This window comes from Nocardia albiluteola (genome assembly GCF_018860155.1).
In the GTDB taxonomy this organism is placed as follows: Bacteria; Actinomycetota; Actinomycetes; order Mycobacteriales; family Mycobacteriaceae; genus Nocardia; species Nocardia albiluteola.
The window spans coordinates 633,099-656,677 of the sequence record NZ_JAHKNI010000004.1 but is presented as its reverse complement, the minus strand read 5'-3'; the positions used below and the strand labels follow the sequence as shown (position 1 = coordinate 656,677).

The following is a 23,579-nucleotide window of genomic DNA, read 5'->3' as shown; positions in this document are numbered from 1 at the left end:
CATCCGGTGCGAGACTTACGGCCCCCGCACCGGCCCGACAGATCAAATTAAGGACAACCCAGCAGGGCGTCAGTCGGACCCAGAGTCACGACCAGCGCAGGAACACGCCTTACATCATCAATGTCGGACCCCTCTGGCATTGTGGTGCCCGAGCCGAACACCCGGATCGACAGCCGGGCCGGGTGTCGGGCAGGATGTAGCGCGCGGACAGGTCATTGGAGGGAGCTCGAGAAGATGCTGCGGTTGATCATCGGCGTGGCTGCCGGGTACGTACTCGGCTCGAAGGCCGGGCGGGCCCGCTACGAGCAGATCACCAAGACCACGCGCGCCCTGGCGGCGAGCCCGGTCACCCGCAAGCTCGTTCTCGTCGGCCGGCAGAAGCTGTCGGACAAGCTCAGCACCCAGCCCAAGCTGGAGCCCATGGAGCCGCTCGACGAGCGCACGACGATCATGGTCCCGCAGGATCAGCTACGCCGCTGAGCAGACCCCGCTCACACCCCGTCCGGCCCGCGGCCGCGGTCCCCTACACCGCCCCCATCGCCTGCGCCTGCAGGCTCTTGCGGTACTGCTCCAGCGCGACGACATCACCGAAGAGCGCCATGTACGCCTCGGGCTGCTCGGTCGAGGAGATGCGCTGCAGCTTCGATTTCAGCTCGGCCACCTGCCGCCCCACCCACGCCTCCTGGGTGCGGGCAATGACGGCCGTGACGAACCGCTGGATGTCATCGGCCGACTTCACCGGCAACGGCTCGGCGGCCACCTCGCTGACCAGCGCGCGCAGCGTCAGATCGTCGGTGTGGTCGGCGACCCGCGCCACCCATTCGGCGCCGCCCAGGCCCGCGGCGATCCCGCCGGCCTCGGCGATGGCGGTACGCACCGCCGCGTAGGTCGGATGCGAGAACGCCTCGCGCTCCAGCGCGTCGAACATCGGCCCGGCCATCGCCGGATACTGCAATGCCGCCGCCAGCGCCTGCCGCTGCGGCAGCAGCACCGGATCGTTCGGCGCCGGATGCGCCGCGACGTTCTCGGAAACCGCTGCCGGGGAGGCGGTTTCACGCTGGGGACCACCGGCCCGGTTCCGCTTGGCCTCGTCGCCCACCCGGCGCACCACCAGCTGGATATCGTCCCAGCCCACCCAGCCGGCCAGCTTGGTGGCATAGGCCTTGCGCAGCGCATAGTCCTTGATCTGCGCCACCACCGGCACGCCGCGCCGCAGCGCCTCCACCTGCCCCTCGGGGGTCTCCAGGTTGTGGTCGGCCAGCAGGCCGCGGATCACGAACTCATACAACGGAATCCGGCGCGCGACCAAATCCCGAACCGAGCCGTCGCCGGAGCGCTGACGCAGCTCACACGGGTCCTGCCCGTCGGGGGCGACGGCGATGAAGGTCTGCCCTGCCAGCTTCTGATCGCCGGAGAACGCCTTGAGCGCCGCGGCCTGACCGGCCGCGTCGCCGTCGAAGGTGTAGATGATCTCCCCGCGCCAGAAGTTGTCGTCCAGCAGCAGCCGGCGCAGCATGCTCAGGTGCTCGTCGCCGAAGGCGGTACCGCAGGAGGCGACCGCGGTCTTCACGCCCGCCAGGTGCATCGCCATCACGTCGGTATAGCCCTCGACGACCACCGCCTGATGACTCTTGGCGATCTCCCGCTTGGCCATGTCGAGGCCGAACAGCACCTGAGACTTCTTGTACAGCACCGTTTCCGGAGTATTGATGTACTTGGCGGTCATCTGGTCGTCGTCGAACAGCCGCCGCGCACCGAAGCCGATGACCTCCCCGCTCAGGTTGCGGATCGGCCACAGCAGCCGCCGGTGGAACCGGTCGATGGGCCCGCGCCGGCCCGGTTTGGACAGGCCCGCGGCCTCGAGCTCCTTGACGTCGAAACCCTTGCGCTGCAGATGTTTGGTCAGGGTGTCCCAGCCGCCGGGCGCGTAACCGCAGCCGAAGGTGCGGGCGGCCTCGTCGTCGAAGTTGCGGTCGGTGAGGTATTTGCGCGCGGCGCCCGCCTCCGCGGTGGCCAGCTGCGCCATGTAGAACTCGTGCGCGGCCGCGTTCGCGGCCACCAGCCGGGTGCGGGTGCCGCGATCGCGCTGCACCGAGGTGCCGCCGCCCTCGTAGTTGATCCGATAGCCGATCCGGTCGGCCATCTGCTCGACGGCCTCCACGAATCCGACATGATCGATCTTCTGCAGGAAGGCGAAGACGTCGCCGCCCTCACCGCAGCCGAAGCAGTGGAACAGGCCGTGATTGGGCCGCACGTGGAACGAGGGGCTCTTCTCGTCGTGGAACGGGCACAACCCCTTGACCGAATCCGCACCGGCCCGCTTGAGCGCGACGTACTCCCCCACGACGTCCTCGATGCGCACGCGTTCACGGATTGCCGCGATATCGCGATCGGGGAGTCTGCCAGCCACGGACCGAGTCTAGCCGTCCCGCCTCTCCGCGATTTCAGTGTGCCTGCTCGCCTCCCCGCGACTTCAGCGTGTCGTTGCATACCACGACTCTTGCTCGTCGGGCCGGCGGCTGGCGGCCGGCCCGAGGTGGGCCCGTCCCCGGCAAGTTACCCATGTGCGTTCGAAATCGGCTGTCACGTCGGCATCGCGCGGGTAATAGCCGCGAGACTTGCTCCGGCGACCCGCTACCCGAGTTCGCCGGTGTATCCAGGGCTGCACTTGCGGAGCGCTATCCGATGGCGGTGGCCACACGCTCGAGTCGGCTCTCGGTGTACGAGGCGATCTGGTCGGCGATGACGCGGATGCGGGCGGCATCGTCGTGCGCCTCCTCCCACCAGGGCAGCAGCACCGGGTCCAGGCCGTTCGGGGCCGTGGCGAGCAGATACTCGGCGACCGCCCGGACGCGCTCGCGCTGGGCGGCCTGGCGCTTGTTGTGCTCCACGTCGGACATCACGTAGCGCAGCGCGACCGTCTTGAGCATCGCGACCTCGGCCGCGACGACGGGCGGCACCTCCAGGTCGGCGCCGTAGCGGGTCAGGCGCCGGCCGCCCCACGCCTGCCGGGTGGCCTCCACGGCGGCGGTGGCGAAGCGGCCGACCAGATCGCTGGTGAGCTGCTTCAGCGCGACCGAGGCGCGCAACGTGCCGTCGTAGCCGGCGGCGGCGGCGATCACCGGAAGCTCCGAGAGGCGCTGGGCGGCGGCGATCAGATCGTCGCCGGACATGGTGCGGTGCTGCGCGTACCCGAGCTCGGCCAGGGCGCGCTGTTCGGCGGGGTCCGCCAGCGCCCGCAGGTCGATGCGGCCGGCGATGACCCCGTCCTCGACATCGTGCACCGAATAGGCGACGTCGTCGGACCAGTCCATCACCTGGGACTCCAGGCTCTGCCGCCGCTCGGGGGCGTCCTTGCGGACCCAGCTCAGGCGCTCCAGGTCCGGTTCGTAGGCGCCGAACTTGCGCTCGGAATCCGTTCTGCCCCAGGGGTATTTGATGGTCGCGTCCAACGCCGCACGAGTCAGGTTGAGCCCGAAGCTCTCCGGGGCCCGCCCGGGCTCGTCCGGTCCGAACACCTTCGGCTCGAGCCTGGTCAGAATGCGCAGATTCTGCGCGTTGCCCTCGAAACCACCGTAGGCGGAGGCGAATTCGTCCAGGGCCTGTTCGCCGTTGTGGCCGTAGGGCGGATGGCCGATATCGTGCGCCAGCCCCGCCAGATCCACCAGATCCGGATCGCAGCCCAGTCCCTCGGCGATGCTGCGGCCGATCTGGGCGACCTCGAGGGAATGAGTGAGCCGGGTGCGTGGGGTGTCTCCGTCGCGCGGGCCCATCACCTGCGTCTTGTCGGCCAGGCGCCGCAGCGCCGCCGAATGCAGCACCCGGGCGCGATCGCGGGCGAAGTCGCTGCGCCGCTCGGGAATCGGAGCCCAGCTCAGGCCGGCGGTTTTGGCCGACTCGGCCACCATGCGCTCCCGATCGAGCTCCGAATACTCGGTCATCGTCTCGACACTCACTGCTCCGCGGTGTATTTGAAGTCGGCGGGGAAATGCGTCAGCTTGTACCAGAGCAGCGCGGCGGTCTCGCGGGCGATGCCGTGGAACTGCGACTCGCGGGTGTAGACGGCGGGGCCGGTGCGGGTCGGCGAGGTCCACGCGCGCAGGCCCGCGTCGCGCGCCATCGTCCGGGTGCGCATCGAATGCCACGGGTCGCTCACCAGCACCACCGAGGACAGGTCGCGGGCGCGCATTGCCGCGGCGACGGCATCGATGCTCTCGAGCGTGTCCGAGCCGGTCTCCACGGCCAGCACCCGATCCGCGGGCACCCCCTCGCCCGCCAGATAGTTCTTTCCGGCCGCGGCCTCGGTGTACTCGTCTCCGGGGCGCTTGCCGCCCACCGTGATCACCAGCGGCGCAATGCCCTTGTCGTACAACCGAGATGCCTGGCCGAGCCGGGCGGCGAACACCGAGGAGGGGGTGCCGTCGTATTGCGCGGCGCCCAGCACCACGATCGCGTCGGCATGGGTATCGTCGTCGATCCGCGCCACCTGCCAGACCCGCGCGGCGGTACCCAGGACCAGCACCAGCGCCACCAGCAGGCCGCCCGCGAGGGCCCTGAGCACCCAGCGGCCGGAGGAGGATCCGCGGGGGCGGGTGGGAACCGCGGCGACGCCGGGCGGTGCGGGACGAGTCGGGGCCCAGGACATTCCCCGAGTGTGCCAGGGTTCGATCACGCCGAGGTTGCGGCGTCGCCTTCGGTCACCAGCCCCGCTCGCGCCATTCGTCCAGGTGCGGCCGCTCGGCGCCGAGGGTGGTGTCGTCGCCGTGGCCGGGGTAGACGACGGTGCCGTCGGGGTAGCGGTCGAACAGCTTGCCCGTGACGTCGCCATAGAGGGTGGTGAACTCCTCCGGCGAGTTGGTGCGGCCCACGCCCCCGGGAAACAGCGAATCGCCGGTGAACAGGTGCGTGTGCCCGGCGCCGTCGGTGAGTGCGAGGGCCACCGAGCCCGGGGTGTGGCCGCGCAGGTGGATCGCCTCGAGGGTGAGTTCACCGACCTGGACCGTATCGCCGTCGGCGAGCAGCCGGCCCGGTGCGACCGGCAGCGGCCCGGCGTCGGACTCGTGGGCGGCGGTGGGGGCCGCCGTCTCGCCGGCGACCTTCTCGAGGGCCAGCCAGTGATCGGGATGCTGATGGGTGGTGATGATCAGCGCGAGCGGCCCGTTCACCTCCTGGCCGACGAGCTCGAGCAGGCGTTCGGCCTCGTTCGCCGCATCGATCAGCAGCGTCGCCCCGGTGGCCGTGTCCTGCACCAGGTAGCTGTTGTTGTCCATCGGGCCGACCGACATCTTGACGATGCGCGCACCCGGCACCTCGCGCCGCTGCGGATTCGACCCCTGCGAGACATGGCCGGTGTATGCGTCCAGCGTAATCACGTCTCGATCGTAACCACCGGCGCCGGCATCCCGCGACGGCCGCATCGTTCCGGCACTCAGCTCGCGGGCGGCACCGGCTCACCGGACCGGGTCACGAGCCACTGCTGTATCTCGACCAGATTGCCTTCCGGGTCGCGCAGATACGCGCAGCGGATGCGGCCGCCGAATTCGACTGGCCCCGTCGTGATCTCGGCGCCACGGCCACGAATCTCGGTGATATAAGCGTCCACATCGTCGACGCGCAGCGAGATCAGCGCGGTATCGCCGTGCCCCGGCCGCAGCACCCCGCCGAGCATGGCATCGAGATCGGTACGCTCGTGCAGGCACAGGCTGCTGCCCAGTTCGGGCTTGAAGGCCGCATAGGGTGGTTCGGGATTCTCGAGCTGCGGCGTGAGGCCCACGACGTCCCGGTAGAAGGAGACGCTGCCCGCGAAATCGCCGACGATCAGCCGAATCTGAGTCAAATGCACGCCCGCGAACCTACGCTCCCGTACCCGTACCCGCTAGGGCCGTGTGTTGTGTTGCCCCCGCGGCCGGCTCGCGACGACGAGCCGGCCGTTCCGGTGTTCCGGCAGGGCATATCTCGCGCGGGGGTACAGCGCGGGACGGGCGGCACCGAAATCTCCAGGGGGACGATATCGGTCGGTCGGCATGTCCCAGGATACGTTGCGCCGCAAGGACAATCGGTCGATCCATCGCCGCCCGCCGGGAATCATCCGCAGCGGCAGCGCCAGCACCGCACCGAGCGCACGGACCCAGCCCAGGGCGTAACCCGCCGCCTCGACGACGATGTTCAGCACCACGATCAGCGCGCAGGGCGCGGCGAGGAGTAGACAGAGCGCACCTGGCACCCAGGCGTGAATATCGAAGGCCGACACCGCCGTCGCTCCGAATGCCACGGATCCGCCGAGCGCGGCGACAGCCACCCAGAATCGGAGCAACCGGTCGATTCGATTGCGCGAAATCCGCGCAGAGATCACCACATCTCCCTCGCCGTACCCACCGCATCGCACCGATTTCCCCGTGCGGCACTAACTTTCGCCCGCACACGATACTGCGCTCCCGGCGGGCGGTACAGCTCCTCGCGGATTTCAGCCGTCGTCAGGGATGCAGGACGATCTTGCCGTGCGTGTGACCCGCCTCCAGCTCGGTAAAGGCCGCGCGGACCTCGGCGAGCGGGTAGGTGGCGGCAATGGGGACCTCCAGGGCGCCGGTCGCGGCGAGGTCGGCCAGTTCGGACACGACGTCGATGGTGTTGGCGTTGGCGTTGCCCTCGACCTTGACGCCGTACTTCTCGACCGCCGGAAAATCGATGATGGTGTCGATGCGCTCGGGTTTCACGCCGAGATCGATGGCGAGCGCGACATAGCCGTCGCCGTAGGTGTCGATGAAGGCATCGATACCGTCGGGCGCCGCGGCGCGCAGCCGCTCGGCAAGGCCCTCGCCGTAGGCCACCGGGATCGCGCCCACCGACCGCAGCCATTCGTGGTTGCCGGGCCCGGCGATGCCCAGCACCGTCACCCCGCGATCGCGAAGCAGTTGCACCACAAGCGAACCCACGCCACCCGCTGCCCCCGATACCGCAATCGTGTCACCGGCCTCCGGACTCACCGAGCGCGCCGCCGCATAGGCCGTCGTACCCGCGACGAACAGCGATCCGGCCACGTCCCAGGACAGCCCCGCAGGCTTGGGTGCGACCTGCTCCACCGGCACGACCACGTGCGTCGCATGGCTGGAGCGCTCCTCGCTGAATCCGACGACCTCGTCCCCGACGGCGATCCCGCTGACGCCGGGGCCGACGGCGACCACCCGGCCGGCGAAATCGCTGCCCTGCCCGGACGGGAACGTGGCGGGCCAGCGGTCGTGCAGCCATCCGGTGCGGATCTTGGTCTCACCCGGATTGATCCCGGCCGCGACGACGCCCACGACCACCTGCCCCGCCCCCGCCACCGGCTCGGGCACCTCGACCACCTTCAGAACGTCGATCTCGCCATACCGATCGAACTTCACTGCCTGCGCCATGACTCGCTCCTTTTGTGTGAACGACCGTGCTGGTGACTGTCTACGGCATTCCGAAACATCACTACCCGGGCCGATATTTCCGCTCGGCACGCGGAATTTCGCCGCCGCGCGAGACATGGCGCCGACATGCCGATTCAGTAGGCGGCACCACCGGTGGCCGGGGTGCGCCCGTGGCGCATGATCAACGCGACCCCGAGGGCTATCGCCGCCGCGACGACCGCGGCCCAGAAACCGAGATTGTAGCCGCGGTCGGTGAACACGTCCGGGATCACGCTGGTGGACACGTGATGCCCGCCGACGCTGATATCGGCCTTCACCGGGCTCGCGTTGAGGAATGCGGTGATGATGGCCAGCCCGACCGCGGTGCCCATGCTCTGCATGACGCCCGACATGCCCACGCTGATGCCCTGCTGCTCCTGCGGCACGCCCTCGACGATGAGGATCGGCGCGGCGGCGTAGAAGAAGCCGAACCCGATCCCGAAGACCGCGCTGATGATCAGGAAGACCACCCACGTGTGCGGCAACAGCGCGAACGCGATCCCGCTACCGACGAAGACCGTCAGCGCACCGACCAGCGGCAGCCGCGGCCCCACCTTGCGCGCCAGCATGCCGCCCAGCGCCCCGCAGACCATCGCGATGATCGCCTGCAGCAGCGCGACGTGCACGGCGTACTGCAGCAGCGAGAATCCGTTGCCGTAGCTGTAGCCCGGATTCAAATGCACCTGCACCGCCGCCGCGGGCAAAGGATGCCCGGTCTGCTGCCCGATCTTGGCCAGCGTGGCCTCCTGCACCCCGGCCGCGACGACGTCGGCTTTCGGCGTCTGGGTCATATAGCCGATGGCATAGGACTGCACCCCGACCATGAACGATCCGAACAGCGCCGCGAGCAGCACCAGGCTCACCCGCGGGTGGAACAGCAGCCCCATATCCATGATCGGATGGGTCGCGCGCCGCTCGATGACCACGAACAACACCAGCAGCGCGAGCCCGCCGATCAGCCAGGCCAGCGTCAGCGGCCTGCCCCAGCCCCAGTCCTGGCCCTTGTCCAGGTAGATCAGCGTGAGCGTCGCGCCCGCCGACAGCAGCACCGCGCCGACGACGTCGATACGCTCGCGCACCCGCAGCTTCGATTCGGGGACGATCACCATCACGAACGGCGCGACCACAATCGTGAATCCAGCCAGGAACCAGAAGATCGCCCGCCAGCTGTAGTTGTCGACCAGATAGCCGCCGACCAGCGGGGCCACGATCGCCGACACCCCGAGACCGGTGGCGGTGATGCCCAGCCCCAGGGGGACGTAGCGGCGGGGCATCAGGTCGCGGATCAGACCGTAGGCGATCACCTGGGTGGCGATGGCCAGCGCCTGCAGGCCGCGCCCGACGAGGAACAGTGCCCAGCTGTGCACCACCGCGTCCATGACGCAGCCCGCGACGAACAGGGCGCCGCAGACCAGGAACATCCGCTTCTTTCCCCAGACATCGCTCATCTTGCCGAGCAACGGCGAGGCGGCCGCACCGACGAGGCCGAAGACGATGATCGACCAGTTGATATTGGCCCCCTCGGCGGGGAACGACGGCGCGATCTTCTGCAAGGCCGCCGAGATCATCGTGTACTGCAACGGTGCGACCTCGGTGAATACGACGATCACCACGAGCGTGGCGAATATCCGGGTCTTCGTTGCGTGGTCGAGCCGGCCCGTCGGATCACCGACGGGTTCGACAGAGGTGGTGGCCATGTGCGCGCCTCCGGGATAGAGCTGACAGATCTGTGAAACGTGTCACAAACCTCTACCCCGGCGTATCAGGCAATCCCGATGGTCGAGACCCCTCCCAACTGGGAAAATCAGGCTCCGATCAGCCGCTGGGCCAGATATCCCTCGACCTTGTCCAGCGCGATGCGCTCCTGGGTCATCGAATCCCGCTCGCGCACCGTCACCGCCTGATCCTCGAGCGTGTCGAAGTCGACGGTGACACAGAACGGGGTACCGATCTCGTCCTGGCGGCGGTAGCGGCGGCCGATGGCGCCCGCATCGTCGAAGTCGATGTTCCAGTTCCGACGCAGTTGCGCGGCAAGGTCTTTGGCCTTGGGCGACAGATCGGCATTGCGCGACAACGGAAGTACCGCGGCCTTCACCGGGGCCAGGCGGCGATCCAGGCGCAGCACGGTGCGTTTTTCCATGACGCCCTTGGCATTCGGCGCCTCGTCCTCGGTGTAGGCATCGATGAGGAAGGCCATCAGCGAGCGGGTCAGACCGGCCGCGGGCTCGATCACGTACGGGATGTAGCGCTCACCGGTGTTCTGGTCGTAGAAGCTCAGATCGACACCCGAATGCTCCGAATGGGTCTTCAGGTCGAAATCGGTGCGGTTGGCCAGGCCCTCGAGCTCACCCCACTCGCTGCCCTGGAAATGGAAGCGGTACTCGATGTCGACGGTGCGCGCGGCGTAGTGCGAGAGCTTTTCCTTGGGGTGCTCGTACAGGCGCAGGTTCTCCGGGTCGATGCCCAGGTCGGTGTACCAGGCCAGCCGGGTGTCGATCCAGTACTGGTGCCACTTCTCGTCCTCGCCGGGCTTGACGAAGAACTCCATCTCCATCTGCTCGAACTCGCGGGTGCGGAAGATGAAGTTGCCGGGGGTGATCTCGTTGCGGAAGCTCTTGCCGATCTGCGCGATACCGAACGGCGGCTTGCGGCGCGCGGTGGTCTCCACGTTCTTGTAGTTCACGAAGATGCCCTGCGCGGTCTCGGGCCGCAGGTAGTGCAGGCCCTCCTCGGACTCGATCGGGCCCAGGTAGGTCTTGAGCATCATGTTGAAATCGCGCGGCTCGGTCCACTTGCCGACGGTGCCGCAGTCGGGGCAGGACACGAGTTCCATCGAGACCGTGTCCGGGTCGTCGATCTTGTGCTTCTCCGCGTACGCCTCCTGCAGGTGGTCCTGCCGGTGCCGTTTGTGGCAGTTCAGGCATTCCACCAGCGGATCGTTGAACACGGTGACGTGGCCGGAGGCGACCCACACCGGGCGCGGCAGGATGATCGACGAATCCAGGCCGACCACGTCGTCGCGGCTGGTGACCATGGACCGCCACCACTGGCGCTTGATGTTCTCCTTGAGCTCCACGCCCAGCGGGCCGTAGTCCCACGCCGACCTGGTGCCTCCGTAGATCTCGCCGCTCGGGTAGACCAGACCCCGGCGCTTGGCGAGATTGGCGACGGTGTCGACCTTCGACTTGGGTGCCACGACTGAAGCTCTCCCTCTGGATGAGTGGAAACAGTGATTCGCTCCAGGGTATCGGGACGCTGGTGGAGCGGTCCAAGCAGTATCCGCGGCGCCCTGCGGTCGGTTCCGGTCTCGGCCTTCCCAATCACAGCCCAGGCCCCGGCGTCCGCACTGCAACACACTGACCAGCGGCGGTTGACATGCGCAACTATGCATATCAATAATGGCATCGGTTTCCGATAAGGAGTTGGTACCCGATGACCGCCGATAGTGGCACCCCCACGCACGACGCCGGCACTCCCGCACGCCGCAGCCGTGTCGCGGTGGAGGCGCCCACCCCGATCCCGCACGATCCGTACCCGTATCGCGCACCCGCCGCGCCCGCCGTCCCGTCGCGACCGGTGCTGGACAACGCCGGCGAGCTGCTACGCGCGCTGGCCGCGCCGGTGCGGATCGCCATCGTGCTGCAGCTGCGGGAGTCCCCGCGCTGCGTGCACGAGCTGGTGGATACCCTGGGGGTGACGCAGCCTCTGGTCAGCCAGCATCTGCGGATTCTGAAGTCGGCCGGGGTGGTCCGTGGCGAGCGCACCGGCCGCGAGGTGATCTACGAGCTGGTCGACGACCATCTGGCCCGCATCGTCGTCGATGCGGTCGCACACGCCGAGGAGGGGTGAGGAGTGGACACGGCACAGAAGTCCGTGGGCGTCCGGAGCACCCGGCAGCGCAGCGCCATCGCCGCGCTGCTGGACGATATCGAGGAGTTCCGGTCCGCCCAGGAGCTACACGACGAGCTGCGCCGCCGGGGCGAGGGCATCGGCCTGACCACCGTCTACCGCACGCTCCAGTCGCTGGCGGACGCGGGCCTGGTGGACGTGCTGCGCACCGACACCGGCGAATCGGTGTACCGGCAGTGCTCCAAGGGGCATCATCACCATCTGGTCTGCCGCCACTGCGGCCGGACGGTGGAGGTGGAGGGGCCGACGGTGGAGGCATGGGCGGAAAACGTTGCGGGACAGCACGGTTTCACCGATATCAGCCACACCATGGAGGTCTTCGGCACGTGCGGGGAGTGCTGCGCGTCGCGTGCATGATTCTCGACGACGGCGGGCGAGACAAGGTATAGTCGGCCCTGTCACGAAAGTGATGCTGGGGTGAAGCGCCGGTTGCTCCCGACGCCCCACCAGGTGTGCTAGGGCGCTTACCTAGCCCGCCAGATCAACCAGCGGACCAGCAGAAACGCCCCGGCGATCACGGCAGCTATACCAAAGCAGATGCCGTAATCGACCGGGGCATTGCTCTTTGCCCGGCGATGTTTCGCCATACCCACCACCTCCTTCCTGGGCGCGGTGTATGGACCTGGTCCACCGCCCCTCGGAAGGAGGTATCGCTCACAGTACACGAATGTGTGAGCCGGAAATTATTGCCGCACAATGCTTTTGGAATACTCCATTACGGAAATTCCAGTACGGCAAAGGATTACGGCACCAGCCCCTGACGCGCCCTGCCCGCACCCGAGAGAACCAGCAGCAGCATCGTCGCCAGTGCCTCGTCGTCCAGCCCCGCGGCCGGAAACGTATAGCGCAGAATGACATCCGCCAGCTTGTCGCGGCTGATGAGCGTCAGCGAGCCGAACTGCAGCGCATTGTTGCGGTCGGCCACGCGCTTGTGCAGCTGCGGCTTGAGCGGGCGGTCCCAGGCCAGCACCGCCGTCAGGGTGAGCACGTCCAGGCCGGGGGCGAGATTCACCGCACGCAGCGAGCACAGCGCGCCCTCGTACTCGAAGCCCAGGGCAGCCTCCTCGACGCGCACGTCCACCCCGCCGAAATGGGCCAGAACGGCGCCCGCGCGGGCCTCGAGGTCCTCGGTCGTCGCCTCGCTCATTTGACGCCCCCGAAGCGCCGGTCACGCTTGGCGTACTCGAGGCACGCCTCCCAGAGATTGCGCCGGTCGAAGTCGGGAAACAGGGTGTTCTGGTACACGAACTCGGCGTACGCCGACTGCCAGATCAGGAAGTTCGAGCTGCGCAGTTCGCCGGACGGGCGCAGGAACAGGTCCACATCCGGCATATCGGGCTCGTCGAGGAATTTGCCGAAGGTCGCCTCGCTGATCCGTTCCGGGTCCAGCTCCCCCGCCGCCGCCCGTCGCGCGATTTCCCTTGCGGCGTCCACGATTTCGGCGCGGCCGCCGTAGTTGACGCACATCGTCAGGGTCATCACCGTGTTGTCCTTGGTGAGCTCCTCCGCGATCTCGAGTTCCTTGATCACGCTGCGCCACAACCGCGGCCGCCGCCCCGCCCAGCGCACCCGAACGCCCATCTCGTGCATCTCGTCGCGGCGGCGGCGGATCACGTCGCGATTGAACCCCATCAGGAAGCGCACCTCGTCCGGGCTGCGCTTCCAGTTCTCGGTCGAAAAGGCATAGGCGGAAAGCCATTTCACGCCGACCTCGATGCAGCCCTCAACGGTGTCCATGAGCACCGCCTCGCCGCGCTCGTGCCCCGCGGTGCGCGGCAGGCCGCGCTCCTGCGCCCAGCGGCCGTTGCCGTCCATCACCAGCGCCACGTGCCTGGGCACGAACTCGGCCGGGATCCGCGGCGGGCGCGCTCCCGACGGATGCGGCGACGGCGGGCGCACCGTGCGGGTGGCCGGCGCGGATTGGGTGCGGTTTCCGATCACGCCCCCCATCCTGCCCGATGCCCCGCCGTGGGTGCGTCGGCCCCCGCCACCTGCCGTACCCGCGCGAGCGCGAACACAACCTGGAGCGGCTCGGCGGACGCCGGCACTGGCAACCGCCACCGCCGCGTGACCGGCCGAACACTCGATCGTCGTGCGACCGGCCGCAAACTCAGGCAGCACGCTCGGCCTACCGCCTCGTCCACTCGGCTCGTCCGGCGGAGATACGCTCCACGCCGTCTACCGGGCACGGTGCACGATGCGGCGCCATCGCCCCTGGACAGTCGCCGGGCGGTCGAGGGTCGGCCGATCAGCCGGTACGGCTGGGCCTTCCGTCTTCCAGATGACCGGCGAAGCGGCGGAACCAGGAATTGTCGCCGGTTCCGGTCACCGTGAGGTCGTACCAGCCATCGGAGGCCGGAACGCTCACATCGCGCGTGGCGCCGGATCGCACGGTGCAGCGGTCCGTGTTGCCGATCCGGAAATCGGCCGTCGCAGTGGTCGAATTCCGCACCGTCACAATGAGTTCCGGGGCATCGGGGTCGCCGCTGACCGTGGCCCGCACCTCGATGCCCGCCGTATCGGGTCCGCCCGCGGCCGCGAACAGGAACCCGTTGGGGGCGTGCACCGCGATGTCGTACCGCCCGGACCAGGCGAACGGCCGAGATGTGGAGCCGCCGCCGCGCACCACGATCTGGGTCACGGCCGGGCCGCCGACGGGCAGATAGGCATAGGCCTGGAACGGAACCGCCTCGCGGCCCCGGTTCGCCAGGTGCAGCGTCAGGTCTCCCGCTCCGATCTCGGCCCAGGCGACCGGTTGATACGGCAGCGGGCGCGCCTTGGCGGATCCCGGATCCTGGTGCGGCATGGCCTGATCGGCAGGTGCCGACGGCATGGGAAGCTTGGCCTGCGTCTGATCCGCCTCCCTCCGTAGGACATTCGCATCGGGCAGCGCCGGAATGCTGGTGTCGGGCCTGCCGAAATCGAAGCAGCTGAGCAGATCCCCGCATACCGAGCGCCGCCAGTCGGAGATGTTGGGCTCCCTCACTCCCGTCCACTGCTCGAGGAACCGCAGCACCGAGGTGTGGTCGAACACTTGGGAATTGACCCACCCGCCGCGGCTCCAGGGCGAGACGACCAGCATCGGCACCCGTGGCCCGAGGCCGATCGGGGTGAGCGTCGCGGGATCGGCCGACGATGCGGCCGCGGTGCCGACGCCCGACTGTGCCGGCGGGAGTGGCTCATTCGGCGTTCCGGGCGGGGCGGTCGGCGGCACTACATGGTCGAACAGCCCGTCGTTCTCGTCGAAATTGATCAGCAGGACCGTGGACCTCCACAGCTCCGGGTTGTCCCACAACGCCTTCAGCACCCGCTGGACGTATGCCTCGCCGTCCACCGGGCGCGCCGCCGGATGCTCGCTGTAGCCGTACGGCGCCACGATCCAGGACACCTGCGGCACAGTGCTGGTCCGGCAGGCCGTAATGAACTGTTCCAGAACGTAATCCACGTTCTTTCCGTCCTGGCCGTTCGCCGGGGGCCACGCGCCGGTGACATTCGCGCGCTGGGCCAGCTGCCGCACGTCGGGATCCGAGGACTTCAACGCGTCGTGGTAAGCGTGGAACAGCCACAGCGGATTGTCGCCGTAGTCGCCGAGGAAGGGATGGTTGTCGACGTCGTCGCCGACGACGTCGTTGGCATAGACCTGCCAGGAGATCCCAGCCGCCTGCAGGCGTTCGGGATAGGTCGTCCAGCTGAAGACGGGCGCGTAGTCGCTCGGATTGCCGGTGGCCGGGCCCCCGTGACTGCCACCGGGATCGATGGTTCCGGTCCAGTGGTAGAGCCGATTCGGGGTGGTGGGTCCCTGCACCGAGCAGAAGTAGTTGTCGCAGATGGTGAACGCCTTGGCCAGAGCCCGATGGAACGGGATGTCGGCCTCGGTGAAGTACCCCATCGTACGGTCCGTCTTGGCCGGCACCCAGCGGTCGTACCGCCCGCCCGCCCACGCCTCGTGCGTCCTGGGCCAGCCGTGGTCCAGCTCGCCCCAGTCCTGGCCGTCCACCGCACGGGTATCGATGTGGAACGGCATCCGGTAGCCGACACCGCTGGCCGGATCGGGCTGGGCGAATACCGTGCCTTCCCCGCGCCGCGGCGTCGCAGTGCCCACAGTCGCGCTGCCGGTGCCCATTCCGGCGAACAGCTCGCGCAGCGGATTCGGCACGGGATCGGACGCATCCGCGGATCGCAACCGCACCGGGGTGCTGTCACCGAAGCCGCGAACTCCCGCCATGGTGCCGAAGTAATGGTCGAAGGATCGATTCTCCTGCATGAGAATCACGACGTGCCTGACGTCGGCGAGGCTGCCCGTCGGGCCCGGCCCAGCACTCGAATCGGCTATCGGCGCGGCGTCGGCCTCGCCCGCATGCCCGTACAGCGCGCCCGCTCCGGCCAGACCGGCGGCCATCATACCGCCGAGCATAGTCCGCCTCGTGGGGCCCGATTTCCCGTTCATCGGTCTCCGTTCCGCATTCGTTCGATATGGGGCGGGAATTCACCGCGGATACTCGAGGCGGTGTTGTGTGTGGCCGAGAGACGACGTCGCCGAACAACGAAATATTCGCAGCCGCAGCGTTACACTCGGTAATCCCGAACGGATGGGAAGAATGAATTCACAGTGCCGGTCCGGTGAACACGCCATAGGCAATGCGCGATAGGCGATGCGCCATAACCACGGTCACATATCCCGTCAAGCGACCAGTGAAAGAACAACGGCCGCACACTTCGCTGCGAATTTCCCAACAATCTCCGCACATGTGCGGATCCGGCAAACCGGACAGCCCACGGCAAACGTTCGGTTCCGAACGGAACCATCCTGAGGCAGCGGCGAGCCGAGGGGTGCTGTTAGTCTGGGGCGGTTGTCCGGCTTCCGGCGACCGGCCGGGGGTGTCGGCCGGTGGGTCGAAGCATACTGTCCTGCAACGGTTGTGAGGAAATGTGACCACGCCATCGCCTGGAATCTGCCCCGTCCAGCACGGGTCGCCCATGGCCTCCGGCGATCCCCGGATCCTGCTGGACACACCGGAGTTCGCGGCCGACCCGCACGGCACCTACCGTTCGATGCGCCACCAGCACGGCTCGCTGGTGCCGATCGAGCTGTCGCCGGGTGTCCCGGCCACGCTGGTCATCGGCTATCGCACGGCGCTGCGAATCCTCAACGACCCCGAGCACTTTCCGGCCGACCCCCGCAAGTGGCAGGACTCCGTGCCGGCGGACTGCCCGGTGCGGCCGATGATGCAGTGGTATCCGAACGCGCTGCGCAACTCCGGCCCGACCCATGCGCGCTACCGGCAGGCATACGTCCACGCCATCGACGGAATCGATCTGCACGCACTGCATTCCACGGTCGAGCGCATCGCAATTCCGCTGATCAACACCTTCTGCCAGGACGGCACCGCGGACCTGCAGGGACAGTACGCCTTTCCGCTGGTCTTCGAGGTGCTCAACCAGATGGTGGGCTGTTCGCCCGAGTTGGGCCAGCGCGTGGCGACCGGCATGGCCGCGCTGTTCGACACGGTCAACGCCGCGTGGGGCATGCAACACCTGAGCGAGGCGCTGCTGGAACTGATCGCGCTGCGTCGCAACGAACCCGGCGACGACGTCACCTCGCGCCTGGCCCATCACCCCGCGGGCCTGAACGACGAGGAGATGCTCGCCAACCTGATCAGCTTCTACGGCGCGGCGATCGAGCCGCAGACGAACCTGATCTCCAACACCCTGCTGCTGATGCTCACCGACGACCGGTTCGCGGGCGGCTTCCTGGCCGGCAGCATGTCCACCCGCGACGCGCTGGACGAGGTGCTGTTCAACGATCCGCCGATGGCGAACTTCTCCATCACCTTCCCGCGCCAGCCGATCCTGATCGACAACACCTGGCTGCCCGCGAATCAGCCGGTCGTGATCAGCCTGGCGGGCTCCAACAACGACCCCATGATCTCCGGCGGTGACCGGACCGGCAATCGCTCGCATCTGGCCTGGGGCGGCGGCCCGCACGCCTGCCCGGCCCGGTCGGTGGCGTACCTGGTGGTGCAGGACGCCATCGATCAGCTGCTCGATGCGCTTCCGGAGCTACAGCTCGCCGTGCCCAAGGACGAATTGACCTGGCGTCCAGGGCCTTTCCATCGAGCGATGGCCGCGCTGCCGGTAACCTTCCCGAAGTCACCAGCATTGAACGTGGTCTGAGGAGTACGTGATGGGGAACGAACGAATCGTCCTGGATACCAGCGGCGTCGACATCCAGGGCGAGTCGGCGCGGATTCGCGCCCGCGGGCCCGTCGCCCTGGTCGAACTGCCCGGCGGCGTGCCCGCCTGGTCGGTGACCGATGCGGCCGCGCTGCGCAGCCTGCTCGCCGACCCGCGGGTGTCCAAGGATCCGCGCCAGCACTGGGCGGCCTTCGTCAACGGCGAGATCACCGAGGCCTGGCCGCTGCTGCCGTGGATCATCGCGGAGAACATGTTCACCGCATACGGCGCCGATCACCGCAGGCTCCGCCGCCTGGTCGCCCCCACCTTCACCAACCGGCGCACCCAGGCCCTGCGCCCGCGCATCGAGGAGATCACCACGGGCCTGCTCGACGGCCTCGCGGCGACCCCGCGCGGGGAATCGGTGGATCTGCGTGCCCGGTACGCCTATCCGGTGCCGATCCGCGTGATCAGCGAGTTGATCGGCGTACCAGCACATCTGGACGCCGACATCCATCGCTGCGTGGACGGGTTCTTCGACGGCTCGCTCACCCCCGAGCAGGCGATGGCCAACTATGTCGAAATGTTCGGTCTGGTCGGGCAACTCGTCGCCTACCGCCGCGACAACCCCGGCGACGATCTCACGACCGCGCTGCTCGAGGCGCTGGACGAGGACGGCTCTCGACTGAACGAGAAGGAACTCGTCGAGACCCTCATGCTGGTGGTGAACGCCGGTCACGAGACGACGGTGAACCTGCTCGACCAGGCGATCTACACGCTGCTGACGCATCCGCGGCTGCGCGCGGACGTGGTCGCCGAGCGGATCTCCTGGGCCGATGTCATCGAGGAGACGTTGCGCTTCGAGGCCCCCGTCGCCCACCTGCCACTGCGGTATGCGGTGGAGGACATCGAGATCGACGGCATCACCATTGCCAAGGGCGAGGCGATCCTGGCCTCGTATGCCGGGGCCAACCGCGACCCGAAGGTGCACGGCGAGACGGCCGGAGAATTCGATCCGCTGCGCACCACCAAGGATCAGCATCTGGCCTTCGGGCACGGCGCGCACCACTGCGTCGGGTCGCCGCTGGCGCGGCTCGAGGCATCGATCGCGCTGCCCGCGTTGTTCACCCGGTTCCCGGATCTGCAATTCGCCACGGACCCAGGCGCATTGGCGAAGCTGGGCAGCTTCATCTCGAACGGGCACACCGCGCTGCCGGTGTATCTGGAGGCGCCGCGCTGAACGTGCGCGGGAATGCCAGAGTTCCTGCGAACGGAGTGTGAGATCGGTTACGGTGAGCGTCGGTTCGTCCCCACCTGATACAGGAGGGCAACGATGCTCAACCGGCGTGATCTGTTTCGTGGCGGTGCCGCAGCGGCTGCGGCCCTCGCCGTCCCCAACCTGGCCGGATGCGGGTCCCAGTCCGATGCGCTGACGTTCTTCTTCCAGGCCGCGCCCGACGAGGCCCGCGTACGAATGCAGATCATCGAGGCGTTCTCGAAGCTGCGGCCGGACATCAAGATCCAGGTACAGATGTCCGGCCCCGATCCGAGTCAGCAGATCCTCACCTACGCCGCGGGCGGCAAATGCCCCGATGTGCTGATGCAGTGGGAGTCCTATTCGCACTTCGTGGAATTGGGCATCCTCGAGAACCTCAACACCTACCTGGACAAGGATCCCGCGCACGCTGCGGTCCTGCGGCAGGACGGCGAGCCCGCACTGTACGAGCTGTTCCGCTATCGGGGCGGGCAGTACGTGCTGCCCGAGCAGTGGGCCGGGATCTTCCTGTATTACAACAAGAAACTGTTCGAGCAGGCCGGTGTCGCGCCGCCGCCCGCGCGTTGGCAGGATGCCTGGACCTTCGACGAATTCCTCGCCGCGGCGAAGGCACTGACCAAGCGCGACTCCTCGGGCAAGACTACCCAGTGGGGTTTCGTCGACGCCTGGCCGGTGCCGCGGTATTCGGCGGCGATCTTCGGGATGAACAACGGCGGGCAGTGGTTCATCCCCGCGATCGACCCGCAGCGGGCCGGTATCGACGGCGACAATTTCATCGAGGGCTTCCAGTTCTACGCGGATCTGTCGGTGCGCCACAAGGTTGCGCCGCCCTCGAGCAATTCGGAGGCGCTGCCCTCCATCGAGCTGTTCTCTCAGGGCAAGGCCGCCATGGTGCTTACCGGACACTGGCAGTACCAGGCGATGCTCACCACCCCAGACCTGGATTTCGACATCACCGTGCTGCCGGTCGGCCCGCACGGGCAGGGCGCGAAATCCGATATCGGCGCCACGGGCCTGGGCATCTCGGCCGCCAGCCCGCGCAAGGATCTGGCCTGGGAATTCGTGAAGTTCGCCACCGGGCCCGAGGGACAGAAGGCCGTGGCCGATTCGGGCTTGTTCGTGCCCGTGCTCGAGTCGGTGCTGCACTCCCCCGGATTCGCGAGCGCACACAGTCGGATTCGCAACCTCGAGGTCCTTACCGGCGGGCCCTCGAATTCGAACGGCATTCCGGTGACACCGAACTGGCTGCGCGTCGACGACGCGTTCAGTCGCGCCTCGGATCGCATCCTGCGCGGTGCGGCGCCCGCGACATATTTCAAGGGCGATGTGACCAGTCACATCAACGATCTACTCAGGGGGACGGAATGACCGCGGTGCAGGAGCGGACCATTCCGCGACCGCGTTCGGGGCTGACCCGCAAGCGGGCCGCGGCCGGACGGCGGTTCATCGTGCCGAATCTGCTTGCGGTGCTGATCTTCCTGCTGATCCCGCTGGCGTTCTCGCTGTATTTGAGCTTCCAGCGGTGGGACCTGTTCCATCCGCCGCGATTCGTCGGAATTCAGAATTACCGGCGGCTGTTCACCGGCGACCGCATGTTCTATGTCGCGCTGGTCAACACAGTGATATTCACCGTCGCCACGGTGGTGCCGGCGGTGGTGATCAGCCTGGCGGTGGCTGGGGCACTGAACGCGAAAGTCAAGGGTATCGGGTTCTTTCGTAGCGTGATGTTCCTGCCGCTGGTGTCCTCCGTCGCGGCTATGGCGGTGGTGTGGCATTACATGTTCGACTCCGATATCGGCGTGGTGAACGCGATCCTGGGATGGTTCGGTATTCCAGCCGTCCCATGGCTGACCGATCCGCACTGGGCGCTGGTATCGCTGTGCGTGGTCAGCATCTGGAAGAGCGTGCCATTCGCCGCGGCTGTGCTGCTGGCCGCGATGCAGGGCGTGCCCGAGGATCTGATCGATGCCGCGAAGATCGACGGGGCCGGGGGCTTCCGGCGATTCATCTCGGTCGTCGTGCCGCTGATCCGGCCCGCGCTCGGGTTCGTGTTCGTGATCTCGATCATCAACTCGTTCCAGGTCTTCGATCAGGCATACGTGCTGACCGGCGGCGCCGGCGGGCCCGAATCGGGCACCTACATCTTCGGGATGATGCTGTTCCAGAACGCCTTCCAGTTCGACGATCTCGGCTACGCGTCGGCGCTGGCCTGGGTGCTGTTCGCGATTCTGCTGCTGCTGACGTATCTGCAGCTGCGGATGGGACGGAGGGGTGAACAGTGAAATCCTCGACCGATCCCTCGGTGGCGCAGCGAATCATGGTGCGGCGCAGCGTGCGCGGGTTGCTGATCTACGTGGTCCTGGTGGTGATGGCGTGGTGCGCGCTGTTCCCGCTGCTGTGGGCGCTGTCCGGCTCGCTGAAAAAGCAAGGGCAGCTGAACAATTCGCTGATCCCGGCGCATCCGCAGTGGTCCAACTACCATCTGGTGTTCGAATACGTGCCGTTCGGCAAGATGTTCGTCAACACCGTCGTCTACGCCGGATGCGTCACCGCCGGGCAGGTCTTCTTCTGCTCGCTGGCCGGATATGCCTTCGCGCGCCTGCCGTTCAAGGGCCGCGACACCCTCTTCCTGGCCTACCTCGCCACCCTGATGGTCCCGCTCACGGTCACCGTGATCCCCCAGTTCATTCTCATGCGCACCTTCGGCTGGGTGGATACGCCGTGGGCGATGATCGTGCCCGGATTCTTCGGCAGCGCCTTCGGCACGTTCCTGATGCGGCAGTTCTTCCTCACGCTCCCCGCGGAATTGGAGGAGGCGGCGATCCTGGACGGCTGCACCGTCTGGCAGACCTACTGGCGGGTGCTGTTGCCGCACGCCCGCCCCGCTGTCATAGTGCTCGCGGTGCTGACCTGGGTGACGGTCTGGAACGATTTCCTGTGGCCGCTGATCATGATCCAGCGCACCAGCATCTCCACCCTGAACCTAGGGCTGGTGTGGATGCAGGGCCAGTACACCTCGCACTGGCCGGTCCTGATGGCCGCATCCACGCTGATGCTGCTGCCCATGATCGCCATCTATGCCTTCGCCCAGAAGGCATTCGTCCGCGGCATCGCCACCACGGGCCTCGCGGGGCGGTGAGCCGCAGCCCCGATGCACGTCAGCCTCGCGCGACGGCCGGCTCCGGCTCGGTCAGCTCGGCCAGGAAGAACTGGTAGTAGGCGCCATCCACATCGAACTCCGAGTCCTGGCCCAGGAGTTCGGTGATCAGCTCGCGACGCACCGACCGCTCTTCGGCCGCGACCACGAGAGCCGTTGCGGCGCTGAGCAGTTCGTCGCCGGGCCGATCGGCACCGAGTCGGCGCACGATGAGATCGGTCACCACCTCGGTCGTCCAGACGCCCGGCACGGCCCGGGCGAACTCCGCCGGAGACGGCGATTCGCCTCGGTACCAGCCATTTCCGTCCCACCAGTAGCAGAACGACAGCATGCCCTGCCCAGCACGGGGATTGAGGACCTCGTCGGCGACCCAGAACGGAGCCCCCCGATACAGCTCGGGGAGCTCTTCGCCGTCGTTGTAGGCAGCGTCCAGCGCCGGCGCCTCCCACACTCCGCCGGACAGCACCGCACGCCCGCCCGGCAGCAGCGACAGCGTGCTTCCGCTGTGCGTTGCCCCCTCGAACCAGCCCTGGGACGGCATGATCCGCGGCCCCAGCTCCGAACCGGTGGCCACGAACACCGCCGCCAAACTCACCCAGCGCGCCCACAGGACATCGAGCGCGGGCAGGTCCGTCACCGCCTCGGCGAGAACCCCGGCGGCCCGATCGAGCCGCTCCTCGAACACCGCCTGCGCGGCGTCGCGACCCTGATCCCCGTCGTCGTCGATGTAGGCGGCCAGCCACACCGGCAGTCGCTCACGGGGATACACGTCCAGGTCGCTCTCGTAGGCCTCGGGCGAGAACAGCTGGTCCGCCGGGAACGGCTCCTCCCCGTAGTCGTAGTCGACCTCGACGTCCCCGTCCGAAGTCAGGCCCAGGATCAGGCGCCACCACGGGCCGTCCTGGCCGCCCGCGGTCGAATCACGCTGGGCATGCGCAAGATCCATCACGACCTGGTTCGGCACGGCCTCGACGACCTCGTCGCGCCCGGTGTAGAACACTCGCGCGACACTTTCGGTCGTGGTCAGCGCGAATACCGCGTCCAGTCGCGTCCACTCCCGCGGTGCGTCGGCAGCCAGCCGCCGGGCGAGACCGAAGGCCAGCTCGCGCGACCGATCATCCTCGGGCGTATCCCCTCCGGCGGGCGGGTGGTCTGTCGCGGCCCGGCCGGGCGTCGCAGCTTGCTCGGCGACGGCAGATCCGATCACTGCTGCCGGGGCAGGCGCGAGCGATGAAACCTCGCCCTCGTCCAGCTGTTCCCCGACGTCCACATCGTCACGAGCTGCCGCGTCGGATGCGCTGTGCGTCCCCACTTCTCGAGTGCCGGTGCCGCTGGTGGTGGCGGACACCATGCCGCCCTCGACCGTGGATACCTGCGCCGCGACGACCGGCACGACCCTGGTGTCGTCACCGTCATCACCCTCGGATGCGCTGTCTATCAGCACTTCTCGTGAATCCGGACCGATGGCAGCGGTCTCTGAGTCGTCGACCGCGGTCTCGGCGGCAGCGGTAACGCGCGATGGTGCGGGGTCGTCCGGTTCGGCATTGAGGCTGAACCCGATATCGGGAGCCGATCCCGCTGTGGTGACGTCGGATTCGCGGCCGTCGTCCGGGTGAGTCGGTGTGTCCAT

The 23,579-nt window shown here is 67.8% G+C and carries 21 protein-coding genes; 8 read left to right on the top strand and 13 right to left on the bottom strand.

Annotated features, from left to right (window positions below; all coding sequences use genetic code 11):
• Positions 1 to 234 precede the first annotated feature (234 nt).
• Complete coding sequence (locus KO481_RS15910) at positions 235 to 480, top strand: hypothetical protein (protein WP_215917864.1); 246 nt, start codon at positions 235 to 237, stop codon at positions 478 to 480.
• Between the two features lie 43 nt (positions 481 to 523).
• On the opposite strand, the gene dnaG is transcribed toward KO481_RS15910, so the two are convergent.
• The 9 genes from dnaG to KO481_RS15865 all read right to left on the bottom strand — a co-directional run bounded on the left by dnaG (position 524) and on the right by KO481_RS15865 (position 10,629).
• Complete coding sequence (gene dnaG, locus KO481_RS15905) at positions 524 to 2,410, bottom strand: DNA primase (RefSeq protein ID WP_215917863.1); 1,887 nt, start codon at positions 2,408 to 2,410, stop codon at positions 524 to 526.
• A gap of 268 nt (positions 2,411 to 2,678) precedes the next feature.
• Positions 2,679 to 3,941, bottom strand: a complete 1,263-nt coding sequence (locus KO481_RS15900) for a deoxyguanosinetriphosphate triphosphohydrolase (RefSeq protein ID WP_215917862.1) — start codon at positions 3,939 to 3,941, stop codon at positions 2,679 to 2,681.
• Between the two features lie 11 nt (positions 3,942 to 3,952).
• Positions 3,953 to 4,645: a YdcF family protein gene (locus KO481_RS15895; RefSeq protein WP_215917861.1), complete on the bottom strand. Its 693-nt coding sequence runs from the start codon at positions 4,643 to 4,645 to the stop codon at positions 3,953 to 3,955.
• Between the two features lie 52 nt (positions 4,646 to 4,697).
• The gene (locus tag KO481_RS15890) at positions 4,698 to 5,417 is read right to left on the bottom strand and encodes an MBL fold metallo-hydrolase (protein ID WP_215917860.1); all 720 of its coding nucleotides are present in this window, start codon (positions 5,415 to 5,417) and stop codon (positions 4,698 to 4,700) included.
• An 11-nt stretch (positions 5,418 to 5,428) separates the two neighbouring features.
• Positions 5,429 to 5,842, bottom strand: coding sequence for a VOC family protein (locus KO481_RS15885; protein ID WP_215917859.1), 414 nt, complete (start codon positions 5,840 to 5,842; stop codon positions 5,429 to 5,431).
• A 33-nt stretch (positions 5,843 to 5,875) separates the two neighbouring features.
• Positions 5,876 to 6,352 (bottom strand): hypothetical protein, encoded by a 477-nt coding sequence (locus KO481_RS15880; RefSeq protein ID WP_215917858.1) that lies wholly within the window; start codon positions 6,350 to 6,352, stop codon positions 5,876 to 5,878.
• 121 nt (positions 6,353 to 6,473) lie between these two features.
• Entirely contained in the window at positions 6,474 to 7,394 is a 921-nt protein-coding gene (locus KO481_RS15875) for an NADP-dependent oxidoreductase (RefSeq protein WP_215917857.1), read from the bottom strand.
• Between the two features lie 134 nt (positions 7,395 to 7,528).
• Positions 7,529 to 9,130 (bottom strand): MFS transporter, encoded by a 1,602-nt coding sequence (locus KO481_RS15870; protein WP_215917856.1) that lies wholly within the window; start codon positions 9,128 to 9,130, stop codon positions 7,529 to 7,531.
• A gap of 107 nt (positions 9,131 to 9,237) precedes the next feature.
• Positions 9,238 to 10,629 (bottom strand): glycine--tRNA ligase, encoded by a 1,392-nt coding sequence (locus KO481_RS15865; RefSeq protein ID WP_215917855.1) that lies wholly within the window; start codon positions 10,627 to 10,629, stop codon positions 9,238 to 9,240.
• 236 nt (positions 10,630 to 10,865) lie between these two features.
• Here KO481_RS15865 and KO481_RS15860 point away from each other — a divergent pair, with 236 nt between their 5' ends.
• Together KO481_RS15860 and KO481_RS15855 are read left to right on the top strand one after the other, a co-directional pair.
• Positions 10,866 to 11,282 carry an ArsR/SmtB family transcription factor gene (locus KO481_RS15860; protein WP_245400919.1) on the top strand — a complete coding sequence of 139 codons (417 nt, stop codon included), beginning with the start codon at positions 10,866 to 10,868 and terminating at the stop codon, positions 11,280 to 11,282.
• A 3-nt stretch (positions 11,283 to 11,285) separates the two neighbouring features.
• Entirely contained in the window at positions 11,286 to 11,699 is a 414-nt protein-coding gene (locus KO481_RS15855; RefSeq protein ID WP_308166624.1) for a Fur family transcriptional regulator, read from the top strand.
• Between the two features lie 385 nt (positions 11,700 to 12,084).
• Here the strand turns inward: KO481_RS15855 and KO481_RS15850 are convergent, their stop codons facing one another.
• The 3 genes from KO481_RS15850 to KO481_RS15840 all read right to left on the bottom strand — a co-directional run bounded on the left by KO481_RS15850 (position 12,085) and on the right by KO481_RS15840 (position 15,756).
• Positions 12,085 to 12,489, bottom strand: coding sequence for a hypothetical protein (locus KO481_RS15850; RefSeq protein ID WP_215917854.1), 405 nt, complete (start codon positions 12,487 to 12,489; stop codon positions 12,085 to 12,087).
• Positions 12,486 to 13,292, bottom strand: coding sequence for an isoprenyl transferase (locus KO481_RS15845; protein ID WP_215917853.1), 807 nt, complete (start codon positions 13,290 to 13,292; stop codon positions 12,486 to 12,488). Before KO481_RS15845 ends, KO481_RS15850 begins: the two co-directional genes overlap by 4 nt.
• 298 nt (positions 13,293 to 13,590) lie before the next feature.
• Complete coding sequence (locus KO481_RS15840; protein ID WP_215917852.1) at positions 13,591 to 15,756, bottom strand: phosphocholine-specific phospholipase C; 2,166 nt, start codon at positions 15,754 to 15,756, stop codon at positions 13,591 to 13,593.
• A 563-nt stretch (positions 15,757 to 16,319) separates the two neighbouring features.
• Between KO481_RS15840 and KO481_RS15835 the strand changes: the two genes are divergently transcribed.
• The 5 genes from KO481_RS15835 to KO481_RS15815 all read left to right on the top strand — a co-directional run bounded on the left by KO481_RS15835 (position 16,320) and on the right by KO481_RS15815 (position 21,931).
• Positions 16,320 to 17,516: a cytochrome P450 gene (locus KO481_RS15835; protein WP_245401031.1), complete on the top strand. Its 1,197-nt coding sequence runs from the start codon at positions 16,320 to 16,322 to the stop codon at positions 17,514 to 17,516.
• A gap of 10 nt (positions 17,517 to 17,526) precedes the next feature.
• A complete protein-coding gene (locus tag KO481_RS15830) occupies positions 17,527 to 18,756 on the top strand; it encodes a cytochrome P450 family protein (protein WP_215917850.1) in 1,230 nt (409 codons plus the stop codon).
• A gap of 93 nt (positions 18,757 to 18,849) precedes the next feature.
• Positions 18,850 to 20,160, top strand: a complete 1,311-nt coding sequence (locus tag KO481_RS15825; RefSeq protein WP_215917849.1) for an ABC transporter substrate-binding protein — start codon at positions 18,850 to 18,852, stop codon at positions 20,158 to 20,160.
• A complete protein-coding gene (locus tag KO481_RS15820) occupies positions 20,157 to 21,074 on the top strand; it encodes a carbohydrate ABC transporter permease (protein WP_215917848.1) in 918 nt (305 codons plus the stop codon). Before KO481_RS15825 ends, KO481_RS15820 begins: the two co-directional genes overlap by 4 nt.
• A gap of 35 nt (positions 21,075 to 21,109) precedes the next feature.
• The gene (locus tag KO481_RS15815; protein ID WP_215917936.1) at positions 21,110 to 21,931 is read left to right on the top strand and encodes a carbohydrate ABC transporter permease; all 822 of its coding nucleotides are present in this window, start codon (positions 21,110 to 21,112) and stop codon (positions 21,929 to 21,931) included.
• A 19-nt stretch (positions 21,932 to 21,950) separates the two neighbouring features.
• Here the strand turns inward: KO481_RS15815 and KO481_RS15810 are convergent, their stop codons facing one another.
• On the bottom strand, positions 21,951 to 23,579 hold the full coding sequence (locus KO481_RS15810; RefSeq protein WP_215917847.1) for a hypothetical protein: 1,629 nt from the start codon (positions 23,577 to 23,579) through the stop codon (positions 21,951 to 21,953).

What these genes read in the sequence shown, in the direction of transcription:
- KO481_RS15830 (WP_215917850.1), top strand. Translation starts at nt 17,527, where the DNA reads ATGGGGAACGAACGAATCGTCCTGGATACCAGCGGCGTCGACATCCAG.
- KO481_RS15900 (WP_215917862.1), bottom strand. Translation starts at nt 3,941, where the DNA reads ATGACCGAGTATTCGGAGCTCGATCGGGAGCGCATGGTGGCCGAGTCG.
- KO481_RS15875 (WP_215917857.1), bottom strand. Translation starts at nt 7,394, where the DNA reads ATGGCGCAGGCAGTGAAGTTCGATCGGTATGGCGAGATCGACGTTCTG.
- KO481_RS15840 (WP_215917852.1), bottom strand. Translation starts at nt 15,756, where the DNA reads ATGCTCGGCGGTATGATGGCCGCCGGTCTGGCCGGAGCGGGCGCGCTG.
- KO481_RS15860 (WP_245400919.1), top strand. Translation starts at nt 10,866, where the DNA reads ATGACCGCCGATAGTGGCACCCCCACGCACGACGCCGGCACTCCCGCA.
- KO481_RS15870 (WP_215917856.1), bottom strand. Translation starts at nt 9,130, where the DNA reads ATGGCCACCACCTCTGTCGAACCCGTCGGTGATCCGACGGGCCGGCTC.
- KO481_RS15825 (WP_215917849.1), top strand. Translation starts at nt 18,850, where the DNA reads ATGCTCAACCGGCGTGATCTGTTTCGTGGCGGTGCCGCAGCGGCTGCG.
- KO481_RS15820 (WP_215917848.1), top strand. Translation starts at nt 20,157, where the DNA reads ATGACCGCGGTGCAGGAGCGGACCATTCCGCGACCGCGTTCGGGGCTG.
- KO481_RS15890 (WP_215917860.1), bottom strand. Translation starts at nt 5,417, where the DNA reads ATGCGGCCGTCGCGGGATGCCGGCGCCGGTGGTTACGATCGAGACGTG.
- KO481_RS15815 (WP_215917936.1), top strand. Translation starts at nt 21,110, where the DNA reads ATGGTGCGGCGCAGCGTGCGCGGGTTGCTGATCTACGTGGTCCTGGTG.
- KO481_RS15845 (WP_215917853.1), bottom strand. Translation starts at nt 13,292, where the DNA reads ATGGGGGGCGTGATCGGAAACCGCACCCAATCCGCGCCGGCCACCCGC.
- KO481_RS15835 (WP_245401031.1), top strand. Translation starts at nt 16,320, where the DNA reads ATGGCCTCCGGCGATCCCCGGATCCTGCTGGACACACCGGAGTTCGCG.
- KO481_RS15895 (WP_215917861.1), bottom strand. Translation starts at nt 4,645, where the DNA reads ATGTCCTGGGCCCCGACTCGTCCCGCACCGCCCGGCGTCGCCGCGGTT.
- KO481_RS15810 (WP_215917847.1), bottom strand. Translation starts at nt 23,579, where the DNA reads ATGGACACACCGACTCACCCGGACGACGGCCGCGAATCCGACGTCACC.
- KO481_RS15910 (WP_215917864.1), top strand. Translation starts at nt 235, where the DNA reads ATGCTGCGGTTGATCATCGGCGTGGCTGCCGGGTACGTACTCGGCTCG.
- KO481_RS15850 (WP_215917854.1), bottom strand. Translation starts at nt 12,489, where the DNA reads ATGAGCGAGGCGACGACCGAGGACCTCGAGGCCCGCGCGGGCGCCGTT.